The sequence below is a fragment of the Neorhodopirellula pilleata genome, from assembly GCF_007859915.1.
Classification (GTDB): Bacteria; Planctomycetota; Planctomycetia; order Pirellulales; family Pirellulaceae; genus Rhodopirellula; species Rhodopirellula pilleata.
In genome coordinates this window covers 113,502-135,559 of sequence record NZ_SJPM01000001.1, presented here as the reverse complement: position 1 = coordinate 135,559, position 22,058 = coordinate 113,502, and the positions used below count along the sequence as shown (strand labels likewise).

Here is a 22,058-nt window from a genome sequence, read left to right as displayed (position 1 = left end):
ACGGCTAACCCGCTCGCTAGCGTCGTCGCATCGGCGTCTGCCAGCGCGGAGACTTTGACATCGCCGCTCGAGCGGATCGTAATCCCATCGGCAATTCTCGCAGTGACCTCGGGCTGCAGCACGCTGGCTCCGATCGCGGCGGCAACCTTGACCGTGCTGCCTTTCGTTTCGGTGGTCGCATCGGCGCCGGTGGTGTCCGTACCGGCAGCGCCTGCGCCGCCGGGATCCTTGGTTTGCGCACTTGCTTTGGTGTTCGCATCATTGACTCGATCACCTGTGGTCGGAGCACTGATATCAGTGCGATCGGACATGCCGCCACGCTCTTTTGCGAATCCGGTTTGGCGTGTCGTCTGTGCATCGGCGGTGTCCTCTGCTTCCTCCGAATCCTCGGCACCTTGAGCCCCAGCGCTCGCTTCGGTTGCCACCGCAACAACCGAGTTGGCTTGGACGGTAATGTCACCCGCTGTTGCAGTCGCTCCGGTTGAAACACCGCGATCCAGCGCGGCCAAAACGTCGTCCTCCATGATTCCCAAAGCAACGACAGCCCGATACCAGCTCCTGCACCGGCGGTTTGTCCATCTGCAGTGGTGTTCTGAGTGTGAGAGCCATCAGCCGAAACAAGAACGTCTCCGCGAACGTCCAAGGCTGCGCCCCCTGAGGTGACCATCGCGGTCGTATCATTGTCCGAAATGGTCGTCGCGACAGCGCCCGCCGCAGCCGTCTTTTCGGACGAAGCACCCGACTTCGCATCGGTTACCATGAAATGAATGCCGACCGCTTCGAGAGTTAGGTTGTTCGCAGTGGTTATCGTTGTGTTACCTTCGATCTTCGCCGTGGCGTCGTGATCGCCCACATTGACGCCGACCGACAGACCGACGCCCAAACTAGCACCCGATGCGTCTTCGGAAGGCGTTGCCAATACCCGGTTGTTCGTGGTCGCCTTAGCCGCCAACGCGACGTCCCCCACGGTAGTGCCTGCGTCGCTCCCGTCACGCAGCGTCACGCCGGCCCCGCTCTTCAAGATTGCCTGCGTCGAGCCGTCGGTGACATTGATTGCGAGGGACCCGGCGACACCGATATTGCCACCGCTTGCGCCGGAGGTCGCACTGGCGCCGGCGCTGTGTGTCGCTTCGGTGATCGTATGTTCTTCACCCGATCCGACGCTGGTGAGTTCCACCGCATTGCCTTCCAAGGCTTCGTCGTAAGAAGAGGCCAGCGCGAGTTTGCCGCTACCATCGACAATGGCGTAGTAAGTCTCGCCATCAGTCAGCCCGCCAATCACCGCTCCATCGCCCTTGCCATATACGATCGCATCGCCCGTTTCCAAACCGGTTCCGCCACCGAGCTCGATCGCGAAATTCTCTTCAGCGGGATTGAACTCGATCGCATCTTTCTCGGCACGATCGAGCTTGTGTTTGTCCCCGGTGCCGACGGACGTCAGATCTATCGCATCGCCATCGGCAGCGGTCGCCAACTGAATCCTGCCGTCTTCCAATGAGACAACAAAGTACGTCGTGTTGTTGCTCAAGCCTCCGATACTCGAGCCACCGCCGTTGCTGTAGATGACTTCATCGCCGACCGCCAAATCATCGAGTTCACCGACCAGAATTGAGTCCCTCTCAATATCCGCCGTGGCCGTGGATGTGGGCGTGATGCTGATCTCACGGTCCGTCATCAGGGCCTCGATGACCAGTCCATCGGACGTGATGGCCGCGTTCCCGACGGTAGCATCATTGACGGTTTGGCCGACGTTGAGCGCCACTGCGGCTCCGACGCTGGTGCCGCCTTCGCCACTGACGGCGCTTCCGTCGGCAAGTGCAGAGGCATCGGAGTTCGCGCCTGTGCTTACCGTGACATTGCCATCGATGACCAGGGTCAAACCGTCCGGAATGGTTGCCGTCGAGGTGGCGTCATGAATATTGACGGCGATGGCAGCCGCGACACTGAGCGAGTCGCTCTTGCCATCGCCGTTTTCGTCGGCAGTCTCGGCTTTGGGCGTTTGCGTCTGTTTGGATTTTTCGCCGGTCGCCATTTCAGAACGCTTGTTGGCGAACGCGAGTTGTTTATCGTTCTCTTGATTGACTTGGTCATCGTCGGCGGGCGTCGTCTCATCCTCTTCTTCGGCTCCCTTGGCTCCCGCCTTGGCGGTCGTCCGCGTCGCTGCGGCACCTCGCCCCATCAGTGCCAGACTTCCGCCGAGCGTCGTCAAGTTTCGCATCAGCGTGGCGCTGACTGAATCTTCGGCAACGGTTAAACCGAGCGAGGCACCGATCGCCGTATCACCCGTGGCCGAAGCCTCTGCGTTTGCCGTCGATTCGTTTTCTTGCGTGGCTTCGATCGTGACGTCACCATCGACCGTCATTGCGACACCAGTGCCTAGACGAGCAACCGTATCGTTCAGCGCCACTGAGATCGCAACTACCGGAGTCACCGCAGTGCCACCTTCGGCACCGGCAGTCGATTCGGTGCTCATCGCGTGAGCGCCGGACGCCGAGAGCGATAAGCTGCTGGCACCGGTGAAGTTGGCGTTATCCTCGACCAATGCGTTCGTGTCGTTGTTGCCGATACCAAGCGCGATCGAGGCACCGATCCCAGTCGTGCCCGCAGCTTCCTGTTGTGCATCGGCGTTTGTTTGAGTGTTGGTGGTCGACGTGGATGTTAGGGTCAAACCGCCACTTAGCGTCAGCGTTGCCCCCGTTTTCACCACGGCATTGACGTTGGTGTTGACCACATTGATTGCGAGTGAACCGGCGACGCCGACCTTATCGCTCGCGCCCGCCCCCGATGTTGCCGAGGCGCTGAAGCCCTCGACGACACCCAACGACGCGCTGACGTCGATCGTTTCGGCGGCCTTCAAGCTGCCGGTTCCTGCTAGATAAGCGTTGCTGTCGACGTGCACAATGTTCAGCGCAACCGCGACGCCCACGCCGGTTGCCCCGCCGCCGGTGTTTTCACCACTGGCGGTGGCGGATGCATTGTCGGTCGCGGCCGACGTCACGGTAACTTTTCCCTCGGACCCGATGCTGCCGCTGGTGTCGATATAGGCAAGCGTGTCGTTGTTGACGACCGTGACAGCGACTGCGCCAGCAAACTTGATGTCACCGTCGCCCGTCGAAGCTTTGTCTTCGGTGTTTCCATCTCCATCCGGGTCCGAAAGCACTTTTTGAGTTTTCGATTGCCCAGGAGTTGTGTTTTCTTCGGCACCACCGGCGGTCGACGTTGCAGAACTTGTCGCAGTGCTATTCGTGGTTGCGGTGATGGTTACCGAGTCAGCGCCGTCGGCAATGGAACTGCTGCCGGAGATATACGACCGAGTATCTGCACCGACCACAGCGACCGCCAAAGTCGCTCCCACGGTACCGGTCGCACCGCCGTCCACGCTACTCTGGATACCAATTGTGTTCACCGACTCGATATTCACGTTGCCCGAAATTGTCAATGTGCTCGTTCCCGTGACATAAGCCAGTGCGTCGCTGTCGACAACTGCCACCGAGATGCCGGCATCACCCGTGGCAACGGTACCGTCGGCTTTGTCTTCTTGGTCACTCGATACACTGGACGTCGCGATCGCACTCAGACTGTCGGCAGTTACGGTTGTGTTAACGATCTTGATTTCGGCCTTCGACTTCACGTAAACGCCGGTGCCTTCGAACGCATTGAATTGAGCGGGTGCTGCATTGATTGGTGCCGACGCATCCGCACTCAATGTGATCGCCGTACCAACCAACGTCGCTCCGGTCAGATCGATCAGCGCCGCAGGGTTCGCGTAGTAGAAACCGGTCAAGTCGACCGGCAACGGTACTTCGATCAGACCAAGGTTGACCCTGGGTTCAATCTTTCCGTCGTCTTCGGCCTTCGCAGTCAACGTGATCTTGCCAGTGGTACTGATCGTCACACCAGGGTTGACGGTAATCCCTTCTGCTTCAAGCAATAGGTCGCCGTTGAAGGGCGAGTTGAATGAAGCAACGGTGATCGTATCGTTTCCTCCAAGGCCTTTGATGGTCAGCGAGTTGGTGGGCATTTCGAACGTGACTGCGTTGAACGTCCCGTTCGTCGACTCGATGGTAAGCATGCCTGGCGTCGCGGCATCCCTCACTACGATCTGATCGTCATTACTCGTTCCCTCGAACAGCATGTCGGCGGCCAGCATCGCGCGTTGTTCCAGTGATTCGAAGAATATCCGGCGAGTTCTTCGCGTCGACGCCGTGCGCGTGCGTCGGCGGGTGTTTCGCGTTGATCGTTTCTTCATGCTAGCATTCTCGATGGTTGATTTCTTCGGCAGAACATGGGTTGGTCTGCATTGGTTTATGTGTTGTTGTTTCGCGTCAAACGGCGTGTTGATTTTGTTTGCGTCGTAACCCGAAGCGTGAGCGAGGGATATCTAAAGAGGATTTAATGGCGTTGAATCCCTCGCTCACGCTTCGGGTTACGATTTAATCAACAGGCCCGCAAACCGGCAGTCATACATTCCCCGCTCTGCAGTTCGGGGTCGATACTCCTAATCGTCCCGCGGTATCGAGTTGATCTGGCAGTTGGGAAGTTGCGTCCCAAGTTGCTCAAGTGCATCGGCGGATAATCGGTTGCCGAGCGAAAGCGTGGTCAGTTGCGTGAATTTGGCGAGCTGATCAACTGCGGCATCCGTGATTCGAGTGCCGTCCAAATTCAGTGTTCTCAGGCTGGCAATCGAACTGAGCGCAGCCAGTCCGCGGTCGGTCACACGAGTTTCAGCAAGGTCCAGATTATCCAACTTCGTCAGACCGGAGATCGGTATCAGTCCTTCGTCACCGATCTGTGTGAAACCGAGATTGAGCCAGATCAACTCCCTTAGCTTTGCAATGTCTGTCAGTCCAGCGTCGTCGATCGGTGTGTATGGCAAATGCAAAGAGTCGAGATGCGGCAAATTCTCAAGATGAACCAGACCACTGCCGGTGACTTTCGTGAAGATCAAGGACAGGAACGTCAGTTGTCGCATTTGTGACAAAGGAACCAAGCTGGCGTCAGTTGCCTGCCTGCCGGAGAATGTTAGGCGAAAGACCTTCTTCAGCCCCCGAAGCATTTCGGCTTCCGAATCGCCCACGAGCTGACCACCGATGTCGAAGTCCTGGACACGGGTAAGTCGGCCAAGTTGCTGAAGCTGCTCAGGTTGGGTTTGATCATATCGCAGTTTGAGGTTGGTAACACTTTCGATTCCCTCGACTCCCGATACTAGGCGGACCAGATCTTTCGGATCTTGGAACTCAAGTCGACCCAGCCACTGGAATTGACGCAGTCGATTCCAGTCGCCATCGGTTAAACCAAGTTGCGGCGTGAAGTTGATCGTGACAACTCGAAATTCAACTGGAGGCAGTTCGTCAAGAGTCGAGACGAAGGCTCCTTGGTTGTCAAAGGAAATGTCCAGGATGGCCCCGTTATGGATAGCCCATTCCGCCAGTGCTCGCTCGGTTGCCGCGATGGGCTCCACCGGTTGCGAGGGTTCGACGACAGCTGGCATCGATGGTTCGACGACAGTTGGCGGCTGAATGAATGCTCGCACCACCGTTTCGGAATTCCGTGATATGGTGAACTCCTCGGTTTCCAGTCGCAGCCCGGTGGCCTCGTTCTCCACTTGGATCGTGTACTCGCCTGACGCTAATGGCTGCAAACTTGTGTCACCCTCGATCGACAAATAGTAAGTGTTCTCTTTCGCGATGTCTTGAATGACCAATCGCTCCCCTTCGATCTGTGCACTGATTTGATCGCCATGGATTTCGACCACAATCGCGCCTTTGCCAGAGCTGAAGTGCAACACGAACGCCGCTGCGGCCATCAGTCCAACGAGCATCAAACCCAAGCCAACCCACACCCGTTTACCGGGTCCTGCCGGAATCGTTGGCTTGGTGGGTAACGGCGACGCCATGGTGACGGTCGCGAGCGAATGTCGACCGATGTCACTGGTATCTCCAGGCAGGGATTGCGAAGCGGTCACCGATGTCACGAGCGAAGCCAAAGCCGAATCCCGCGAAAAAGGCAGCAAGGCAGTTGCCAAGTCATCCGCCGTGGCAAAACGATCCGCGGGCGACTTCGCCATTGCTCGGTCAACAATTGCGGACAGTTCAGCCGGAACGTCGGTGCGGCGCAAGAACAACGGCACCGGCTGTTCATGTTCGTGAGCCATGATCTTGCTGATCGATGTTTCGTACTTCGCGCCCGCAAACGGTGGCATTCCACATAGAAGCGCGTACAACGTACAGCCAAGGCTATAAACATCGACACGCGAGTCGACTTGCAGGGCTTTCAACGCTTGCTCGGGCGCCATGTAGTCGGCCGTTCCCATGATTTGGAAATCGGAAGTCAGGCCTTCCGTGTCGCTCGAGTGCAGTCGAGCGAGTCCCAAATCCAGAATCTTGATTTGCCCTTTCTTGGTCACCATCAAGTTCGATGGTTTCAAGTCGCGATGAATCAATCCATTCTCGTGGGCATGTTGGATTCCAACGGCGGCCTGCCGCACCGCTTCACAAGCATCACCGATTCGCAACCTTCCACACGCTCGCAAAATCTGGCTCAGGTCATGTCCATCCACAAACTCCATCGCCAGATAGTGTTTGCCATCGTGTTCACCCGCATCGGTGGCGCGGACGATATTGGGATGGCTGAGGCGACCGACCGCCTTCATCTCTCGATCGAATCGATTGATCGCGTTGGAGTTCCCGGTCAGATGATCGGCCAGCACCTTCACCGCTACCGTCATCTCCAATCGCGAATGCTCGGCTAGATAGACCTGCCCCATTCCCCCTTTGCCGAGAACGCTGAGAATCCGATAGGGGCCGATTCGCTCGACCGAATCATCACATCGCACAACAACGGAATACTCGCCGACCAAAGTCTGATCGCACGAAATCAGCTCGTTCAGCCTCTCGATCGCTTCGAGCAATTCTGGTTCGCGGTCGAATTGGCCTGCACGGACGCCCTGCCTCAACTGCGAAACTAGGGTGTCGGCCAGCGGATTGCTTGACGTGAGAATCGTCTGACACGCCGCGCAGCTTGACAAATGATTGTCCAAGTACTCGCAGGACGCATCGTCCAAGCGGCCGAGCGAATAATCGGTGAGTTGTTCTGCGTTGGGGCAGTGCTTGTGAAGCATGCCAGGGTCCTGATACACGAATCGGAGACAACGTCGTTGGCCACCAACACAGGACGCAACGACTAGCTACCGATTACAACGATCGCGGCTGACACGAAACTTTAAATTTCCAATAATTGGCGAGCACGACGCAAAACTCTCGACTTGGCTTGCCAAACGCTGTGGACTGAAATCCCAAGCTCCTCGGCTACCACAGCGGGCGCGACGTCATCAATCGTCGTTCGCCAAAATGCAATCCAAGTGGACTCCTGCACTTCATTGCGAATGATATTCATGGCCCGATACGCCAATCCGTCGGGCAATGAATTCGACGAAGACGACAGGTCACCGAAATCCTGTTCGGCAACTTGGTTGAGGAACTCTTGCGCATCGGCACCACCCTGTCCTTGAGCTCTGCCCAAGCGGGTTTTCACCCGATCACGTATTTTGTTTCGCGTGATCGTCCACAGCCAACCGCGAAACGATCCGTTTTCAACATTCATCTCGAACGATGAAATATGAACCACGACCGATCGAAAAACATCCTGCATTAAATCAGCGGAGTCCTCCGGACTGAGGCGAGATCGGCGACACCAAGAATAGATTAGCGGGCCGTAAATCTCCGTTACGCGGCACCAAGCATCCTGTTCATTGGCCTTCACTCGTTCGAGCAGTGAGGTGGAAGTGGACCCCATTTCGATATTCTGATTCGAGTCCATCTCTGAGGCTCTGACTCCGCGATTAAGTGAATAGCATTAGCCGCCTTGGAAAGTGTAATCGAGCGTGGGGGGGCAGTATATCTCTCAAGTGAAATCGTTGATTTTTGTTATGAGCTTCGGGTGGAGGCCGTAGCGAAAGTCGCCAAGACTCCCGGTGATTACTACTGCCAATACTCGGCTAGCTTCCCTTTCAAGAACGTCACGCTTCGCGCCAATTGATCCATGCCGTCGACGCCGTCTTCGATGCTGATCCAGCCGTCAAAACCGACCCGCTTCAGTTCCGTGAAGATCGCGTCGTAGTCATTAAGGCCTTTACCAATCTCGCCGTGACTGAGCCGTCGGGCGTATCCGACCGAGCCTCCTTCCTCTCGTCGCAAATCTTCTAACGTCCCTTCGATGAGATAGCGATCACTCGCGTGCATGGTGACGACGCGATGAGACACTCTGTGAAGCAACTCGATCGGATCCTCGCCTGCCAAGTAAGCGTTGCTGGGATCGTAGTTGACTCCGAAATGAGGGTGATCGATCTGGTCGACCAATTGGCAGAACACATCCATCTTCTGCGCGAACTCGGGATACTCCCAAAAATCATCTTTGTAATGATTTTCGATCACTAAAGTGATTCCGCGATCGGCTGCATAAGGCAGGCACGTGCGAATGGATTCGGCCGCCAGGCGGACGCCTTCGTCGATGCTTAAACTCGGACGCCGCTGGCCACTGAGGACGCGACAATAACGGCCACCGAGCGCCGCCGTCATATCGATCCAGCGATGTTGCTTGGCTATTTCCTTCTTGCGAAAATTTTCGTCAGGATGCGTGAAGTCAGGAGAACAGCACATCATCGGAATGACTTGGCCGTTGTCTTCGACCTCCCGGCGGAATCGACTCCAGTTCGATTCATCTTCCATTTCGATGAAACCCGCGTACCATTCGAGACCTTGAACGTCGAGGGTGGAACCCAACTCAATCCATTCCGACACGTTCATCGAACCGTCTTTACAAAGAGTTTGCATGAACGCTTTGGGAAAGGCAGCGAGAGGTGGCATGGTTCGCGATCGCGGTTTGATAAAAGCATGACGTGGAAGATGACAGGCCGCCTGCATAACCTAACCGACAGTTGCCTGAGCGTGTTAGTGCGGCGACCTGTTCGCGAACCAGTCTTCCATCATTCGTTCATCATTCTCCCGATCGGCTTGGAGGGGGATCATGATGCGAAAAAAGCGGTAAGGCTTTCGCCTTACCGCTTGCCGATTTCAGTAATGGATAATCGCGTGATTATGCGAACGGGCTGTACTGGCCGGGAACGGGGATTGGGTACTTGCCGTCTTCGCCTGGGACCACTGGTGGAACCGAATCGATCGTGTAATCGTCGATGCCGGGTGCAAGTTCGCGACCCTTCTCGAGTAGTTCGTCCCACTTGATGACCTTGCCGGAATAGCAAGCTTCACGACCAAGGATCGCGCAGAACGTCGAATGCGCACCATACTCGCCTTCGTTGTAGGTTTCCCCACGCATCAAGGCTTCGATCAAGTCATGCTGTTCTTGTTGGTGGCCGTTGACGTTGCCACGACTCTTTTCGCCGCCGTACTTCCAAGCGTTTTCACCGAAGATGCGGCCCGATGGATCGGCGGTGCCTTTGGTGCCTTGCGCGAACTCACCCACGTGGCTCCATCCGCCCTTGAGGTGGCGACCTTGGCTGAACATCTTTGTGCCGTCGGCGAAGGTGTATTCACAGAACGTATGGTCGAAAATCTGTGACTTCGATCCGTCGCCCGCTTCGCGTTGCTCGTGGCCACCCATGCCGTTGCACTCGACCGGGTAGGATCCTTTGACCCAGCAACCGACGTCGAGGTTGTGGATGTGTTGCTCGCAGATCTGATCGCCCGAGAGCCAGTTGAAGTGGTACCAGTTGTTGGTTTGGAAAGCCATTTCGGTTTGACCAGGTTCGCGGTTGCGATACCAAATGCCATTGCCGTTCCAGTAAACCTGTTGCGAGATCACGTCGCCGATCGCACCGTCGTGAATCCGCTGGATCGTTTCGATGTACTGGGGTTCGTGACGGCGTTGCAAACCGATGCCGACCATCAAGTTTTTCTTCTTGGAATCTTCGACAGACTTGAGCACACGTTTCACCCCGGTGGCGTCCGAAGCGACGGGTTTTTCCATGAAGATGTGGCGACCTTTGTTGACCGCGTATTCAAACTGTTGCGGCTTGAACCCGGGCGGTGTCGCGATCACGACCAGGTCGCATTCGACGTCGATCGCTTGCTTGTAAGCGTCCAAACCGGAGAACACTTGGTCCTCGGGAACGTCGACTTTGTCGCCGTGAGTGCTGGCCAATCGTTTGACGGCGTATTGTGCCTTGGATTCAAACGCATCGGCGACGGCAACCATTTTGACATTGCCTTTGGTCTTCATGATGTTGTCTGCGGCCCCTGAACCGCGACCTCCGCAGCCGATCACGGCAAAGCGGATCGTGTCGTCGCTTGCCGCATGAACGTGAGGAATGGCGACGGTGCTCAAAGCCGTTCCAGCCAGAACCGACGACCCTTTCAGAAACGTCCGCCGCGACGCGGACGAAGCTGGAAGAATGAGCTTGGATTGGGAAGGTTGTGCGTTTTCCATGTTGTTTCCAAAGGGGTGGGAGGGATCTCGGAGCCAAGGTGGGAGCGGAGCCAGATCAAACGCTAAGGCGTCTTGGAACCACTTTCGATTAAAGTTGAAGGGGCGATTGTAACCGAAAGTACGTCACAAAACAGCCGTTCCCTCGGGTGGAGGGTGAGCCAATTCCAGGATTTCTTATTTCCGCTTGCGTTTTGCTTCCATGTGAACGGCGTACTCGAGCACGGTGACGCGGCCATCGCCGTCGCCATCCGCTGCGGCCGGCGAGAGTAGCATGTCTGCCCATTCCTGGGCGGTGAGTGCACCGTCCTTGTTTTGGTCGTAACGCTCGATAATGTTGCGGGCGTAGCTGATCATCTTTTCGCTCGGGGCAGCACCTCCGGCGGAAACAGTGGAACTGGTATCGCCAGCGGAATCGCCTGGATTCTTAGCGGGCGACATCGATGCATTGCTTGAAGACGAGGCACTGTTTGAAGACAAGGCATTGTTTGAAGACGACGAACCGTCCGTTGAAGGCGAGGTGTTGCTTGACCTTGAGGCTCCCGATGACGCAGCCATGGCAACGCCGCGTGGAGCGTTGCTGGCAACCAAGCCCCGATTAACGCCGTCTTGGACTTCCGCTGCGGTAATGACGCCATCCTTGTTTTGATCCCAATTGTAAAATTCGGCGACCAAGGCGTCAGTCCAAGCCGATGTGTATTCGCTCATCGAAACCTGCCCGTCACCGTTGAGATCCCGCTCCCCGTAGAAGCTCGGCATGCCTTCAGGCGTCGCCGCGGCGTAGACCCGGTACGAGCGACGGCCTTCGAAATCTTGGGTTACGGGCTTGCGTTCCTCTTCCTGACCGCCTCGCCGAGCGTCCTTGCGACGATCCGAGTCGTCTGACGATTCGCGACTGCGGCGGACGGCTTGTCGTGTTGCCAACTCATCGGCCGACAACTTGCCGTCGGAATTGCGATCGAAATCCATAGGATTTCCCCAAAACCGACCGCGGCTGATTTCTTCTTTATCGAGCATTTTGTCTTGATTGCGGTCATAACGTCTCAAGACTTCATTCGCCTCGTTTCGGTCGGCTTCGCTCGCCGGGACCGAGTTAATTTCCGCCGTCGGCCCGAACCCGAGGACCGGCATGACGGGCTCGTCGACGCCGAAACCGGGCACGAGCGGCTCGATCTCCATCGAGTCATCGCCGCCTCGGGAACGCCCGCCGTCGTCGCCACGCCCATCGCGATCGGAATCACCTCCCCCGCCGCCCCGCATCTTTTCGAAAGCTTCGGTGATTCGCTTGACGGAGATCGTCGATCCGGCTTTGATTTTTGGGTCGATCGACTCGAGCCGGCGGATCATGAATCCCGCCGGCCCTTCTTGTTCGTCCGGGCTCAGCTTGCCGTCACCGTCGCGATCCAACCGAGACAAAAATCCCGAAGGATCAAAGCCACCGCCGGGAGGCCCGCCGCCGGGAGGCCCGCCGAAACCGCCGCGTCCTCCGAATCCGCCGCGTTCACCCGAGCCACCTCGTTCTCCAGAACCGCCGCGTTCGCCGGAGCCGCCGCGTTCGCCAAAACCACCCCGATCGCCACCGAAGCCGCCTCGTTCACCGAAACCACCGCCAGGAGGCTGGGCGACGACGATCGAAGCCGACATCACAAAAAGGGTCAGTAGGCAGGTTCTCAACACTGGTCGGTCCGTTGGATTGGTAGTCAGTTGCAGGCTCAGATTAGTTCAAACCCCATCAGAACGCTGGGGTTTTGAAAACAGTACGAACAAATAACCATTTTGTGGTACCGGCCGTGGTGTTCAGGCCCAATAGCGAACCGCCCTCCGATCCGCGAAAGGTGGGTGGCACCTTTCATACCACACCTTTTTTGACCCCCACGAGCTCGTCTCGTGGGTGAATAAGGTTCGCAAGCTAGACACCGACGCCCTTCCAGTCCACCGAGTTTCACTTGTGCTCGCCGCTTCAAGCGGCGAGCACAAGTGAAACTCGGTGGTTTGCGCAAATAGCGGCTTGTGTCTAGCTTGCCAACCTCGGCTTCCTGCCAGACGAGCTGGCAGGGGAGCGATACATAATGACTTGTGTAGGAGAAAGAGTGCTCAGCCTTCGGCGGTGCTCGTAATCGGCAGCGTGTTTCGAGCACAAGCAGCGAACGGTGGGTGGCACCTTCCGCACCTCGGCTTCCTGCCAGACGAGCTGGCAGGGGAGCGATACATAATGACTTGTGTAGGAGAAAGAGTGCTCAGCCTTCGGCGGTGCTCGTAATCGGCAGCGTGTTTCGAGTACAAGCAGCGAACGGTGGGTGGCACCTTTCAGGTTGGTCCTGCCCATCCCTCGCTCACGCTGCGGGTTACCATTGAGCCCGTATTCAGCTTACTTAGACTTTTGTCGGGCACGTCTTCATGAAGCACGAGTTGATCAATTCGATCCGTTCGGTGTCACAGGCAACCATCTCTTGGGGTCGGGCATCGCGCGCCAAATTGGCGGCTTGCTCGGCGCGGCGGATTCCACGGCGATCCGATGAACCCTGGCGGGAAGATCCGACCGGTTGATCGCGATCTCGGTTCGTTGATCGCGAGCCGGAAGGCCGTTGCCGGTCGCCGAGGAGGAACTGGCGACATACCATCGTGCGTCCCGCACCCGTCCATTTTCGCTCGTGACACGACGATTTCCCGACGGATCGACCTGGAACTCGATTGGCTTCACGTAGTTCCCTTCGCAATCGAGCTGCAAACGAATCCCGGTCGACGGCGGGCGAGTGATCGCGAAATACCAGTACTCGGCATCTCGGGCAATCTTCGCCACTTGCCGATCGTCTCGAAGGACTAAGCCATTCCTCCAACACACATCGTCGAATTCCCCGTCGAGGATCGGCCGATGGGCGGAGATCGGGACAAACGGCGATCCTGAGGAGGAAGGCTCGCCGGAGGTGCGGGCGGCGGCGACGTTCTGATCGGCGAGGTCGATGTTTCGGCCCGCCATCACGACCGGGTGAAAGTCCCAATTGACGCGTTGGATGATTTGGGGCGGTGCCGAATCCGACGATTGCGGGTGATCCGATGATGGCGAGATCGATTTCGGCGAAACCAAGCTGCCGTGAATTCCTCTGGACGATTGCCAAACGGTCGGCTTGGTTTGTGGGACCAGAATCGATGTCGGCGAGACCGAATTGAGCGACGAGCTTTCCGACGGCGAGTCATACCCGACCGGTGCGATTTGAAATGGCGAGAGCAAGCGAGACGACGAAGCCACGCGCGTCGCTGCGGGCTCGGTATTGGTATCGGGCACCCGAGTCAGCTTGGGGATCTCGGCGGCAGCGATCGGCTGCAACGGCGTCGCGAACATCTCGCGCATCCAATCGGCCCACCGTCGAACGGACGCCGGTGAAGCGTGTTGACTGAGTTGTTCCAACAAGCCATCGCGAACGGCCGAAAACCCGGGAAGTTCGCCGACATCGGTGGCGTTCCGGATTCGCATCACTTGGGTCATTTGCCCCCACAGTAGGCGTGTCCGGTCCTCCGATGCGGTAACCGCCAATGCGTTTTGGATCAACGTATTGATGGCGGATTGATCTTGCTTGGATCCCCGTTCGATTAGAGCGGAAAGCTGATTTTGCAGGTTCGCCGTCTGCGAAATCCTCGCCGTGGCGATCTGCAGCCGTCGATTCGCAGCGACGTAAACTTCGTCGTCGATTCTCGTTTGGCCTTCGTCGAGCGCTAAACCGGCGGTCAAAGCGATGTCGCGGCGCACCGTCCCGGAGACGTCGTCGAGTGTGGCGACTTCCACGCTCGCCGGCGTCGGGCAACCGGGCGCGGCGATCGTCCAAGCGTCGATTGCGAAATCCCCGGCTAGCGTCCCCGGCCCAGTCAGCAATGCGTCAGCACGAAGAACCGAAGAACGTTTCCAAATCGAAGGATGCCGCGACGTCGACGGATCGCCACTGGAGATGCGTGAGACGAGTACGCGTTGTGGAAATACGCTTTCGCTTGACGAGGCTTGCCGGGTTCGTTCGATCGCCGCCATCCAAGCTTGATATTGGTCGTCGGGGAGTTTGTCGTCCAACACGACGACGGCGGGACGATGTCGAACCAACCATTGATGTGCCTCGGCGGAATCGGCTGAACGAAGGTGGTCGCAAACACCGACCCCGATTAGCTTGGCGGCGTCGGCCACTCGATCGGCCGCTCGTGCATCTGACGAGTGATCGGCCAAAGCCATCACCACGCGTCGGTTCTCGTGCAACGACTCCCGGCCGACGAGCGACCAGACGACCGAATAAGGCGACGCGGCAACGATGGCGACGGCGGCGTGACGCCCGCTCCCACGAACGGTTTGCCACTGACCTTGGCGATGCTGTCCTTGGCGATGCTGTCCTTGGCCGTGAATCGAGATGTGACCGTACTGGCCGACACGAATCGGCCCTTCGGCTTCGTCCGATACCGGCAATTCCGGGCCGGACGTATTCGCTTCGACCCAGTTCCGACCGGCGTCATAACTTAAGAACCGATCGATCCCAGACGCTTCGCTAGCGTCGCCGATCGCTTCGACGGTTCCGACCGGTTGCCCTGGTTGGCGAATGATCTTTTTGAGCCGTGGAAGTTCGTGAGCGTTTCCCATCGACCACGTTTCGCCGGCATCATCGCTGATCAAACACACTCCACGGCTAATCCCGGTTACCGGCTCGAACGCACCGCCAACAATCATCACATCGAGGGACGACAACCACGCGACGTCGTAAAAGTGCCACAACGGGATGGCGGAGAAACGCCGAGTCGGTTGTTTGGCACCAAAACGCTGCGGTTGCCTGGCACCAAAAGGCAGTTGGCCCGCGTGTTCGCCGGGCGTTTCGGCCAACGGCGTCATGCGGTCGATCGGGTTCCACGTTTGACCGCCGTCGGTCGACCGCAGGATCGTGCCCCCGTCGCCCACCGCGATGGAAACCGCGGCGGAAGGATCGCGGGAGGTCGCCACGGCGTGCAACGTCGCGGCGGGACGGCAGTTCGAGGATGAAAGATAAATTGGCTGCAGATTGATGCTGGCTAAATCGAAGGGATCGGGGTTCGCGGCCGACAAAACCGAACCGCCGACCGAGATTCCAAGGACGAAAATGCCGAGCAACGCTAGAAACCATCCGCTTGAGAAGAAACCACGCGTCACGACATCACCCCCCGGACCACCCAAATCGCCAGCAAGAAAAGTCCCCATCCGGCGATCAGGTTGACGCTCAATAACGTCAAGCTGACGCCGGTTCGGCCTTCGTTTCCGAGTACCGCGCAGTCGCCGATAAGGGTGCTGAACGTGGTCAGGCTTCCCAGGAAACCGACTCGAATCGCCAGCAGCAACTTCGGGTTGAGCGGGGTCTGGGCCATCGCGGCCACACTTTCGCTCCATTGATAGACGATCCCCAAGAGTAAACATCCGATTAAATTAGCGAGCGTCGTGGCAAAACTTGGTCCTCCGCCTACGAGGGCACTGAGGCCGGAAATCCCCCGAGAAACGCTGGTTTGTGTGCATAACACCGTCAATCCGTAGCGAGACAACGCCCCCAGGGCGCCTCCGATGGCCACCGCGAGGATCTGGGTCGGCCAGCCGATCATGAGCAGTTCCTTTTTTTCGCCATTGTCAGTTTGCCGTGTGGAATTTACGTTGAGGGGTCCAGAATCCTAAGTTTCCGCGCGCCACGGCAAGGTCCATTTCCTTGACCGCCGCCACCGTTCCCCTTTTCTTTCGAAAGAAACGCTGATGAGTACAGCTTCGAGCACGTCCCAAGCCGCCGCGCCGCACGTGATGAACGGAGCCGATATCCTGGTCAAATCCTTGGTCGACCATGGCGTGGAAGTACTTTTCGCTTACCCCGGCGGTTGCAGCATGCCGATGCACCAGGCGCTGACGCGGTTCGGCGATTCGATCCGCACGATCCTGCCGCGACACGAACAAGGGGGTGCCTTCGCCGCACAAGGTTACAACCGCAGCACGGGCAAGATCGGCGTCGTGATGGCGACCAGCGGCCCCGGCGCGACGAACCTGGTGACGGCGATCGCCGACGCGAAACTCGACAGCATCCCGATGATCTGCATCACCGGCCAAGTGCCGACCAAGGCGATCGGCAGCGACGCGTTCCAAGAGACGCCGATGGTCGAAATCTGCCGCGGAATCACCAAACATCATTACCTCGTGACCGACATCAAGGACCTGCCTCGGGTGATGAAGGAGGCGTTTCACATCGCGATGAGCGGACGCCCCGGGCCGGTTTTGATCGACATGCCCAAAGACGTCCAAATGGACGAAATGCCAAACGACTTGGACCCGCCGATGGATCTGCCGGGCTACGATCCGGCACCACCGGTCGTCGCGCCCGAAACGATCCGCCAAATCGCCGCCGCGATCAAAATGGCCCGCCGTCCGGTGATCTACGCCGGGGGTGGTGTGATCTTGGGCGACGCGAGCGAAGAGCTGCGGACCTTGATCTCGAAAACCGGCATCCCGACCGTGACGACGATCATGGGCATCGGTGCCGTCGAACCGGAAAACCCCCATTCCCTCGACTGGCTGGGCATGCACGGAGCGGCGTACGCGAACTACGCGGTCAAGGATTGTGACCTGTTGATCGCATTGGGCGTCCGTTTCGACGACCGCGTCACGGGCAAGGTCGAGGCGTTCGCCAAAGACGCCAAGATCATCCACGTCGACATCGATGCGTCGGAACTGAACAAAAACAAGCAAGCCCACATCCCTGTTCGCGGTGACGTCAAGCAAGTCATGACGGAACTGAACCGGATCGTCCAAAAGCCGGAGATCGGCGAATGGCAAAAGCATTGTGCGGAGCTGAAGGCGAAGTTCCCGTTGACGTACGACAAATCGTTCGACGGAATTTTGCAACAACACGCGATCGAGACGCTCAGCAAGATGACCGCCGATCGGGAAACCTATGTCTCCGTCGGCGTCGGCCAACACCAAATGTGGGCGGCCCAGTTCTTCAAGTTCCGCCGTCCACGGACGTTCATGTCCAGCAGCGGTTTGGGCACGATGGGATTCGGTTTGCCGGCCGCGATGGGCGCCCAAGCGGCCCACCCCGGTGCCCTCGTGATCGACATCGACGGCGACGGCAGTTTCCAAATGAACATCCAAGAACTCGCCACGTGTTTTTGTGAAGAGTTACCGGTCAAGGTGCTCTTGCTCAACAACCAACACCTCGGCATGGTCGTTCAGTGGGAAGACCGCTTCATGGGTCGCAACCGGGCTCACACCTACCTCGGCCCGATAAGCCACGAAGAGGCCAAAGGCCCCAGCACGGCGGACCGATTCGAATACGCCAGCGAACGCTATCCGAACTTCGTCCAGATCGCCAAGGGCTACGGATGCGGTGCGGCGACGGTCAAACGCAAGGCCGATTTGGAAGGCGCGTTGCAGGAAATGATCGACTACCAGGGGCCATTCCTGTTGGACGTCGAAGTACCCTACCAAGAGCATGTTTTGCCGATGATCCCCGGTGGGATGACCGTTGATGACATGATTTTATCGTAACATCATGGCCGTCCAACGCCTGTCGCCATGCTCCCGAGAACTCTCCTCACGTGAACGTTAAACTGACTTCTGTGGAATCTGCCGCTCAACTCGCCGCCCAACCGGCGGCTCAATCGGCCGCCTCGCCCGAAGACGCCAAGCAATCCGCTCGCAAACGCGGCGTGCCCGAAGGCTTATGGCTCAAGTGCGACGGCTGCGGGGCTTCGTTGTATCGCAAGGAAGTTCAACAACAACTCAACGTGTGTCCGAAGTGCAGTCATCACTTCTATGTCAGCGCTTGGGAACGTGTCGCGCAGGTACTCGACGAGGGCACCTTCGAGCCGATGAACGAACAACTCCGACCGACCGATCCGTTGGAATTCAAAGACCGTCGTTCGTACGCCGAACGACTCGTCGGCGAACAAAAGCGGACCGGATTGACCGACGCCGTGTTGACCGGCACCGGTATGATCCGGGCCCGCCGGGTTGCCTTCGCGGTCACCGACAGCGCGTTCATCATGGGCAGCATGGGCAGTGTCGTGGGCGAACGCCTGACGCGATTGATCGAACGGGCGACCGAGCAAAATTTGGCGCTGATCATCATCAGCGCCTCCGGCGGCGGGGCCCGAATGCACGAGGGCATCTTGTCGCTGATGCAGATGGCCAAGGTCTCCGCCGCGCTCGCCCGGTACCACGAAGCCGGTGGTTTGTTCATTAGTGTCCTGACCAACCCGACGATGGGCGGCGTCGCGGCGAGCTTCGCTTCGCTGGGAGATTTGGTGTTTGCCGAACCGAAGGCCTTGATCGGATTCGCCGGGCCGCGAACGATTAAGGCGACCATCGGGATCGAATTGCCCGAAGGTTTCCAAACCAGTGAGTTTTTGCTCGAACACGGCTACATCGATCGCATCGTGCCTCGACGAAACTTGAAAACCGAAATCGCTAGCGTGATCGACTATTGCGGCAAATAAACACGTTTGGTGAAATCTTTCCGCATAACTGAATCAGCCGTTTGGGCGTTAGCGGGCTGTTGATTTAGTCCTCATCGAAACCCGAAGCGTGAGCGAGGGATACTTAAAAGAGAATTGATGGCGTTCGATCCCTCGCTGACGCTTCGGGTTACGATTAAATCAACAGCCCGCTAACGCCAAACCGGCTAATCAACCGAATCACTTCACCAGACGTGCTTACCTCTTTTGATGGGAAATGAATTTTGAGTTTGTTCGATTCCCTGCGCGGGATGCTGTCGGGGGGCGGAAAGAAAGGCGGTGGCAAACGGACGTCGCTCAAAAAGATCGACGTTGACGCGCGCTTCGCTCGCTCTCGTACCGCCGCAACCGGGACGATGAGTAATTTCTTCGTCGCCTATGACATCGAGCGAAAACAAGACGTCGGGGTCAAGATCCTAGACCCCGAGAAGTTCGAGTTGTTCGAAGCCCGGTTCAAGGGCCTGAACAAACCGATGGAAGGCGAGATCGCGTTGCAGATGAATCACGATCGTGTGGTCAAGACCTACGAACATGGCGTCACCAGCAAAGGCGAACGGATCATCGTGATGGAGTACATCCGTGGACCGAGTTTACAGGACGTGATCGTCCGCAAACGCGGTGAATTAATCGAAGGGATGCACATGACGTTGATGCGTGAAATGGCCGAGGCGCTCGCTTATGTGCACTCGGTGGGTTTCATCCACCGCGACGTCTGCCCACGGAACTTCATTTGCGAACTGCCCGCCGAAGGCCAAACGGCAGTCACGGGAGCCAAGTTAATTGATTTCGGATTGACCGTCCCGGCGACACCCGCATTTCAGCAACCGGGCAATCGCACCGGCACGCCGTTGTACATGTCGCCCGAGATCGTTCGTCGCCGTCACACCGACAAACGTGTCGACGTCTTCTCACTCGGTGTGACGTTCTATTGCCTATTGACGTTCAGTCATCCTTGGCAAGGCGAGATCGTCTCGGGCCGCGCTGCGTTGCAACACGACACCGAAGAACCGACCGACATCCTTGAGAAACGCGATGACATCGATCCACGCCTGGCGCGCGTGATCACGCGAATGATCCAGCCCAACGTGGACAATCGCTTGCCCTCGATCGATGAATTCTTAAACCTCACCAAAAACGTCGAAACCGCATTCGCGTCGTAAGCTCGTATCTCGTAGGCTGGGTGGAGGAGGCTCTGCGACGAACACCCGGCAATTAGCAATTAGCAATTAGCAATTAGCCAATAGCCAATAGCCAATAGCCAATAGCCAATAGCCAATAGCCCGATCTTGCCGGGTCTCCGCTATCGCTTCGACCCAGCCTACATTATCGACGAACTAGAATTCTTCGTCGATCGTCTCTTTGGTTGCGCGAGTTCCAAGCGCTCCCCAAAGTCCGTAAGGACTTTGGGTTCCAGCGGGAGTCAGGCACCATCCGTCGTGCCGCGCCGGAGGGGCGGTTGAATTGCCTGCTTCGATGGAATCGGTGATGAATTTCACGGCACCATCGGCCATCAAGACATGGGCACCGCCTTGGTGACGGCTGCTCGGCGGCAAAATACCCTCATCGTGCCGGTTTCCCTGCATACAGATCTCCGCGTTGGGCGGTAAGATCGTGTTCATGGCTGAAAACAATGGGCGACCGTACGCCCATTTATATCCACGAGCCATTTCGACGTCGGGCCCTGTGACGCCAGGCGAATTCACATAGGGTGCTCCCGCGATCCAGAACTGAGGTCGCTGAGGGTCCAACATCGGCCGACATTCTAACGCGTTGTTAGGTCCCGCCGGGTTCCCTGAACTCGCCATAATGCTGCCTGGCGCGTCTGCTGGCCAAGTGCGTGAGTCACGGTCACCCAAATCGGTGCAGATCTCTCCGGCAGCGATCGTGTTGGCGAGGCCATCGAGAATCTCGCTGAAGTCCGTGTTTCGGCTGGAAACAAAGACACCTCGGCAAGCGGCACGTTCAGCGGTATGCCATCCAGTAGATGGAGAAACCGATCGGTCATCTTCTGCCCCGACATGCATATGGTGCGTCGAATCTCCCAAGCAGGCACCGTAGTTGGTCCGTCCCTGCGCGGGCAGTCCCGTGCCTGGATCGCTCGGGCAGCGAAGCGACGGAATATTCGTTAGCCAGGGTTCATAGCGATTCCCAGCGATACCGTGATCGGAAACATTGATTCTCGGATCCGGCCCCATCGCCTGGAAGTCGATAATGCCGTCGCCATTTGAATCCATCGGATTGCTGATTTGCTCCCAAATTGCTTGCTGTTCGAAGAACGGGGTTAACCCCGGAAGCCAACTCAATTCATTTCGATTGTGGCCACCACCGCCATTGGCACGCAAAGCTGGATTAGGTGTTCCTGAGTTTCCTTCGTTGGTCGTACCCGCCGAATGAGCAGGCAACATGTTGTAAGCGGCATGATAGTTATGAAGGGCAAGACCGATTTGCTTAAAATTATTACTGCAACTCATTCGCCGAGCTGCTTCGCGAGCGGCCTGAACAGCGGGCAGCAACAGCCCCACCAAGACACCGATGATGGCAATCACCACCAAAAGTTCGACGAGCGTGAACGCCCGATTTCGCTGACTCGTAATCATTTGATAACTTCTCCGATTCGATCGTTGATTAATACGGCTGAGCCATTTTGATTAGTCGGGCTTTAGCGGCTCATGAACTAAGGCCCCACTGGATTCATTCAGCGAGACTGTCACTCTGGCCAAGCTGCGCGCCGCTATCGAAGGTCTCGGTTTGGCTACTGGCATACTCGGAAATCTCGTCTGTCCCAGCCGACGATGGACCGTCGCCGCCACACCCGGGCAATACCGCGAACACGATCAACAAGATCATCCCCGCAGCGGAATTGAAGAATCGTTTTTCTGACGATACAGATGAACAAGAAAATCGCATGTGGTTAACTTCCCTTGAAGCGAAACAAAGAGACGGGAATCAGTCCCCAAAAAGCATGGATGCCTGTTAGCGCGGACGGCTACGCTCCAATAATTGGAAAGATGGGTTCTTGCCCGCTGACGGCACAGGACCTCTAAGATAACACAGATAACCACACGGGCCAAGATGGAACCACTATCCGCATTTTCCGGCAATTTCGTCGCCTCCCCCCCCCCCCCCCCCTC

General features: G+C 57.5%; 13 protein-coding genes. 3 read left to right on the top strand and 10 right to left on the bottom strand.

Going from position 1 to position 22,058, the window contains the following annotated elements; all coding sequences use genetic code 11:
* Window positions 1-16 precede the first annotated feature (16 nt).
* The 8 genes from Pla100_RS31410 to Pla100_RS00405 form a co-directional block, all read right to left on the bottom strand.
* Window positions 17-4,249, bottom strand: a complete 4,233-nt coding sequence (locus tag Pla100_RS31410; protein WP_231602494.1) for a beta strand repeat-containing protein — start codon at window positions 4,247-4,249, stop codon at window positions 17-19.
* A 249-nt stretch (window positions 4,250-4,498) separates the two neighbouring features.
* Window positions 4,499-7,120, bottom strand: coding sequence for a serine/threonine-protein kinase (locus Pla100_RS00435; protein ID WP_146575745.1), 2,622 nt, complete (start codon window positions 7,118-7,120; stop codon window positions 4,499-4,501).
* A gap of 101 nt (window positions 7,121-7,221) precedes the next feature.
* Window positions 7,222-7,794, bottom strand: a complete 573-nt coding sequence (locus Pla100_RS00430; RefSeq protein WP_197167604.1) for an RNA polymerase sigma factor — start codon at window positions 7,792-7,794, stop codon at window positions 7,222-7,224.
* A 185-nt stretch (window positions 7,795-7,979) separates the two neighbouring features.
* Complete coding sequence (locus tag Pla100_RS00425) at window positions 7,980-8,864, bottom strand: sugar phosphate isomerase/epimerase family protein (RefSeq protein ID WP_146575743.1); 885 nt, start codon at window positions 8,862-8,864, stop codon at window positions 7,980-7,982.
* A gap of 229 nt (window positions 8,865-9,093) precedes the next feature.
* Window positions 9,094-10,443: a Gfo/Idh/MocA family protein gene (locus Pla100_RS00420; protein WP_146575742.1), complete on the bottom strand. Its 1,350-nt coding sequence runs from the start codon at window positions 10,441-10,443 to the stop codon at window positions 9,094-9,096.
* Between the two features lie 174 nt (window positions 10,444-10,617).
* Window positions 10,618-12,084 (bottom strand): CREC-EF hand family protein, encoded by a 1,467-nt coding sequence (locus Pla100_RS00415; RefSeq protein WP_146575741.1) that lies wholly within the window; start codon window positions 12,082-12,084, stop codon window positions 10,618-10,620.
* A 769-nt stretch (window positions 12,085-12,853) separates the two neighbouring features.
* Entirely contained in the window at window positions 12,854-15,640 is a 2,787-nt protein-coding gene (locus Pla100_RS00410; protein WP_146575740.1) for a DOMON domain-containing protein, read from the bottom strand.
* Window positions 15,589-16,032: a fluoride efflux transporter FluC gene (locus Pla100_RS00405; RefSeq protein WP_146575739.1), complete on the bottom strand. Its 444-nt coding sequence runs from the start codon at window positions 16,030-16,032 to the stop codon at window positions 15,589-15,591. The genes Pla100_RS00410 and Pla100_RS00405 overlap by 52 nt, the downstream gene beginning before the upstream one ends.
* A gap of 145 nt (window positions 16,033-16,177) precedes the next feature.
* On the opposite strand from Pla100_RS00405, the gene ilvB reads away from it, so the two are divergent.
* From ilvB to Pla100_RS00390, 3 genes are all read left to right on the top strand, one after another.
* Window positions 16,178-17,959, top strand: a complete 1,782-nt coding sequence (gene ilvB, locus Pla100_RS00400) for a biosynthetic-type acetolactate synthase large subunit (RefSeq protein WP_146575738.1) — start codon at window positions 16,178-16,180, stop codon at window positions 17,957-17,959.
* Between the two features lie 50 nt (window positions 17,960-18,009).
* Complete coding sequence (gene accD / locus Pla100_RS00395; protein WP_261344772.1) at window positions 18,010-18,909, top strand: acetyl-CoA carboxylase, carboxyltransferase subunit beta; 900 nt, start codon at window positions 18,010-18,012, stop codon at window positions 18,907-18,909.
* A gap of 248 nt (window positions 18,910-19,157) precedes the next feature.
* Complete coding sequence (locus Pla100_RS00390; RefSeq protein ID WP_231602493.1) at window positions 19,158-20,087, top strand: serine/threonine protein kinase; 930 nt, start codon at window positions 19,158-19,160, stop codon at window positions 20,085-20,087.
* Between the two features lie 174 nt (window positions 20,088-20,261).
* Here the strand turns inward: Pla100_RS00390 and Pla100_RS00385 are convergent, their stop codons facing one another.
* Window positions 20,262-21,524 carry a DUF1559 domain-containing protein gene (locus Pla100_RS00385; RefSeq protein WP_146575737.1) on the bottom strand — a complete coding sequence of 421 codons (1,263 nt, stop codon included), beginning with the start codon at window positions 21,522-21,524 and terminating at the stop codon, window positions 20,262-20,264.
* 94 nt (window positions 21,525-21,618) lie between these two features.
* Window positions 21,619-21,834, bottom strand: coding sequence for a hypothetical protein (locus Pla100_RS00380; protein WP_146575736.1), 216 nt, complete (start codon window positions 21,832-21,834; stop codon window positions 21,619-21,621).
* Window positions 21,835-22,058 lie beyond the last annotated feature (224 nt).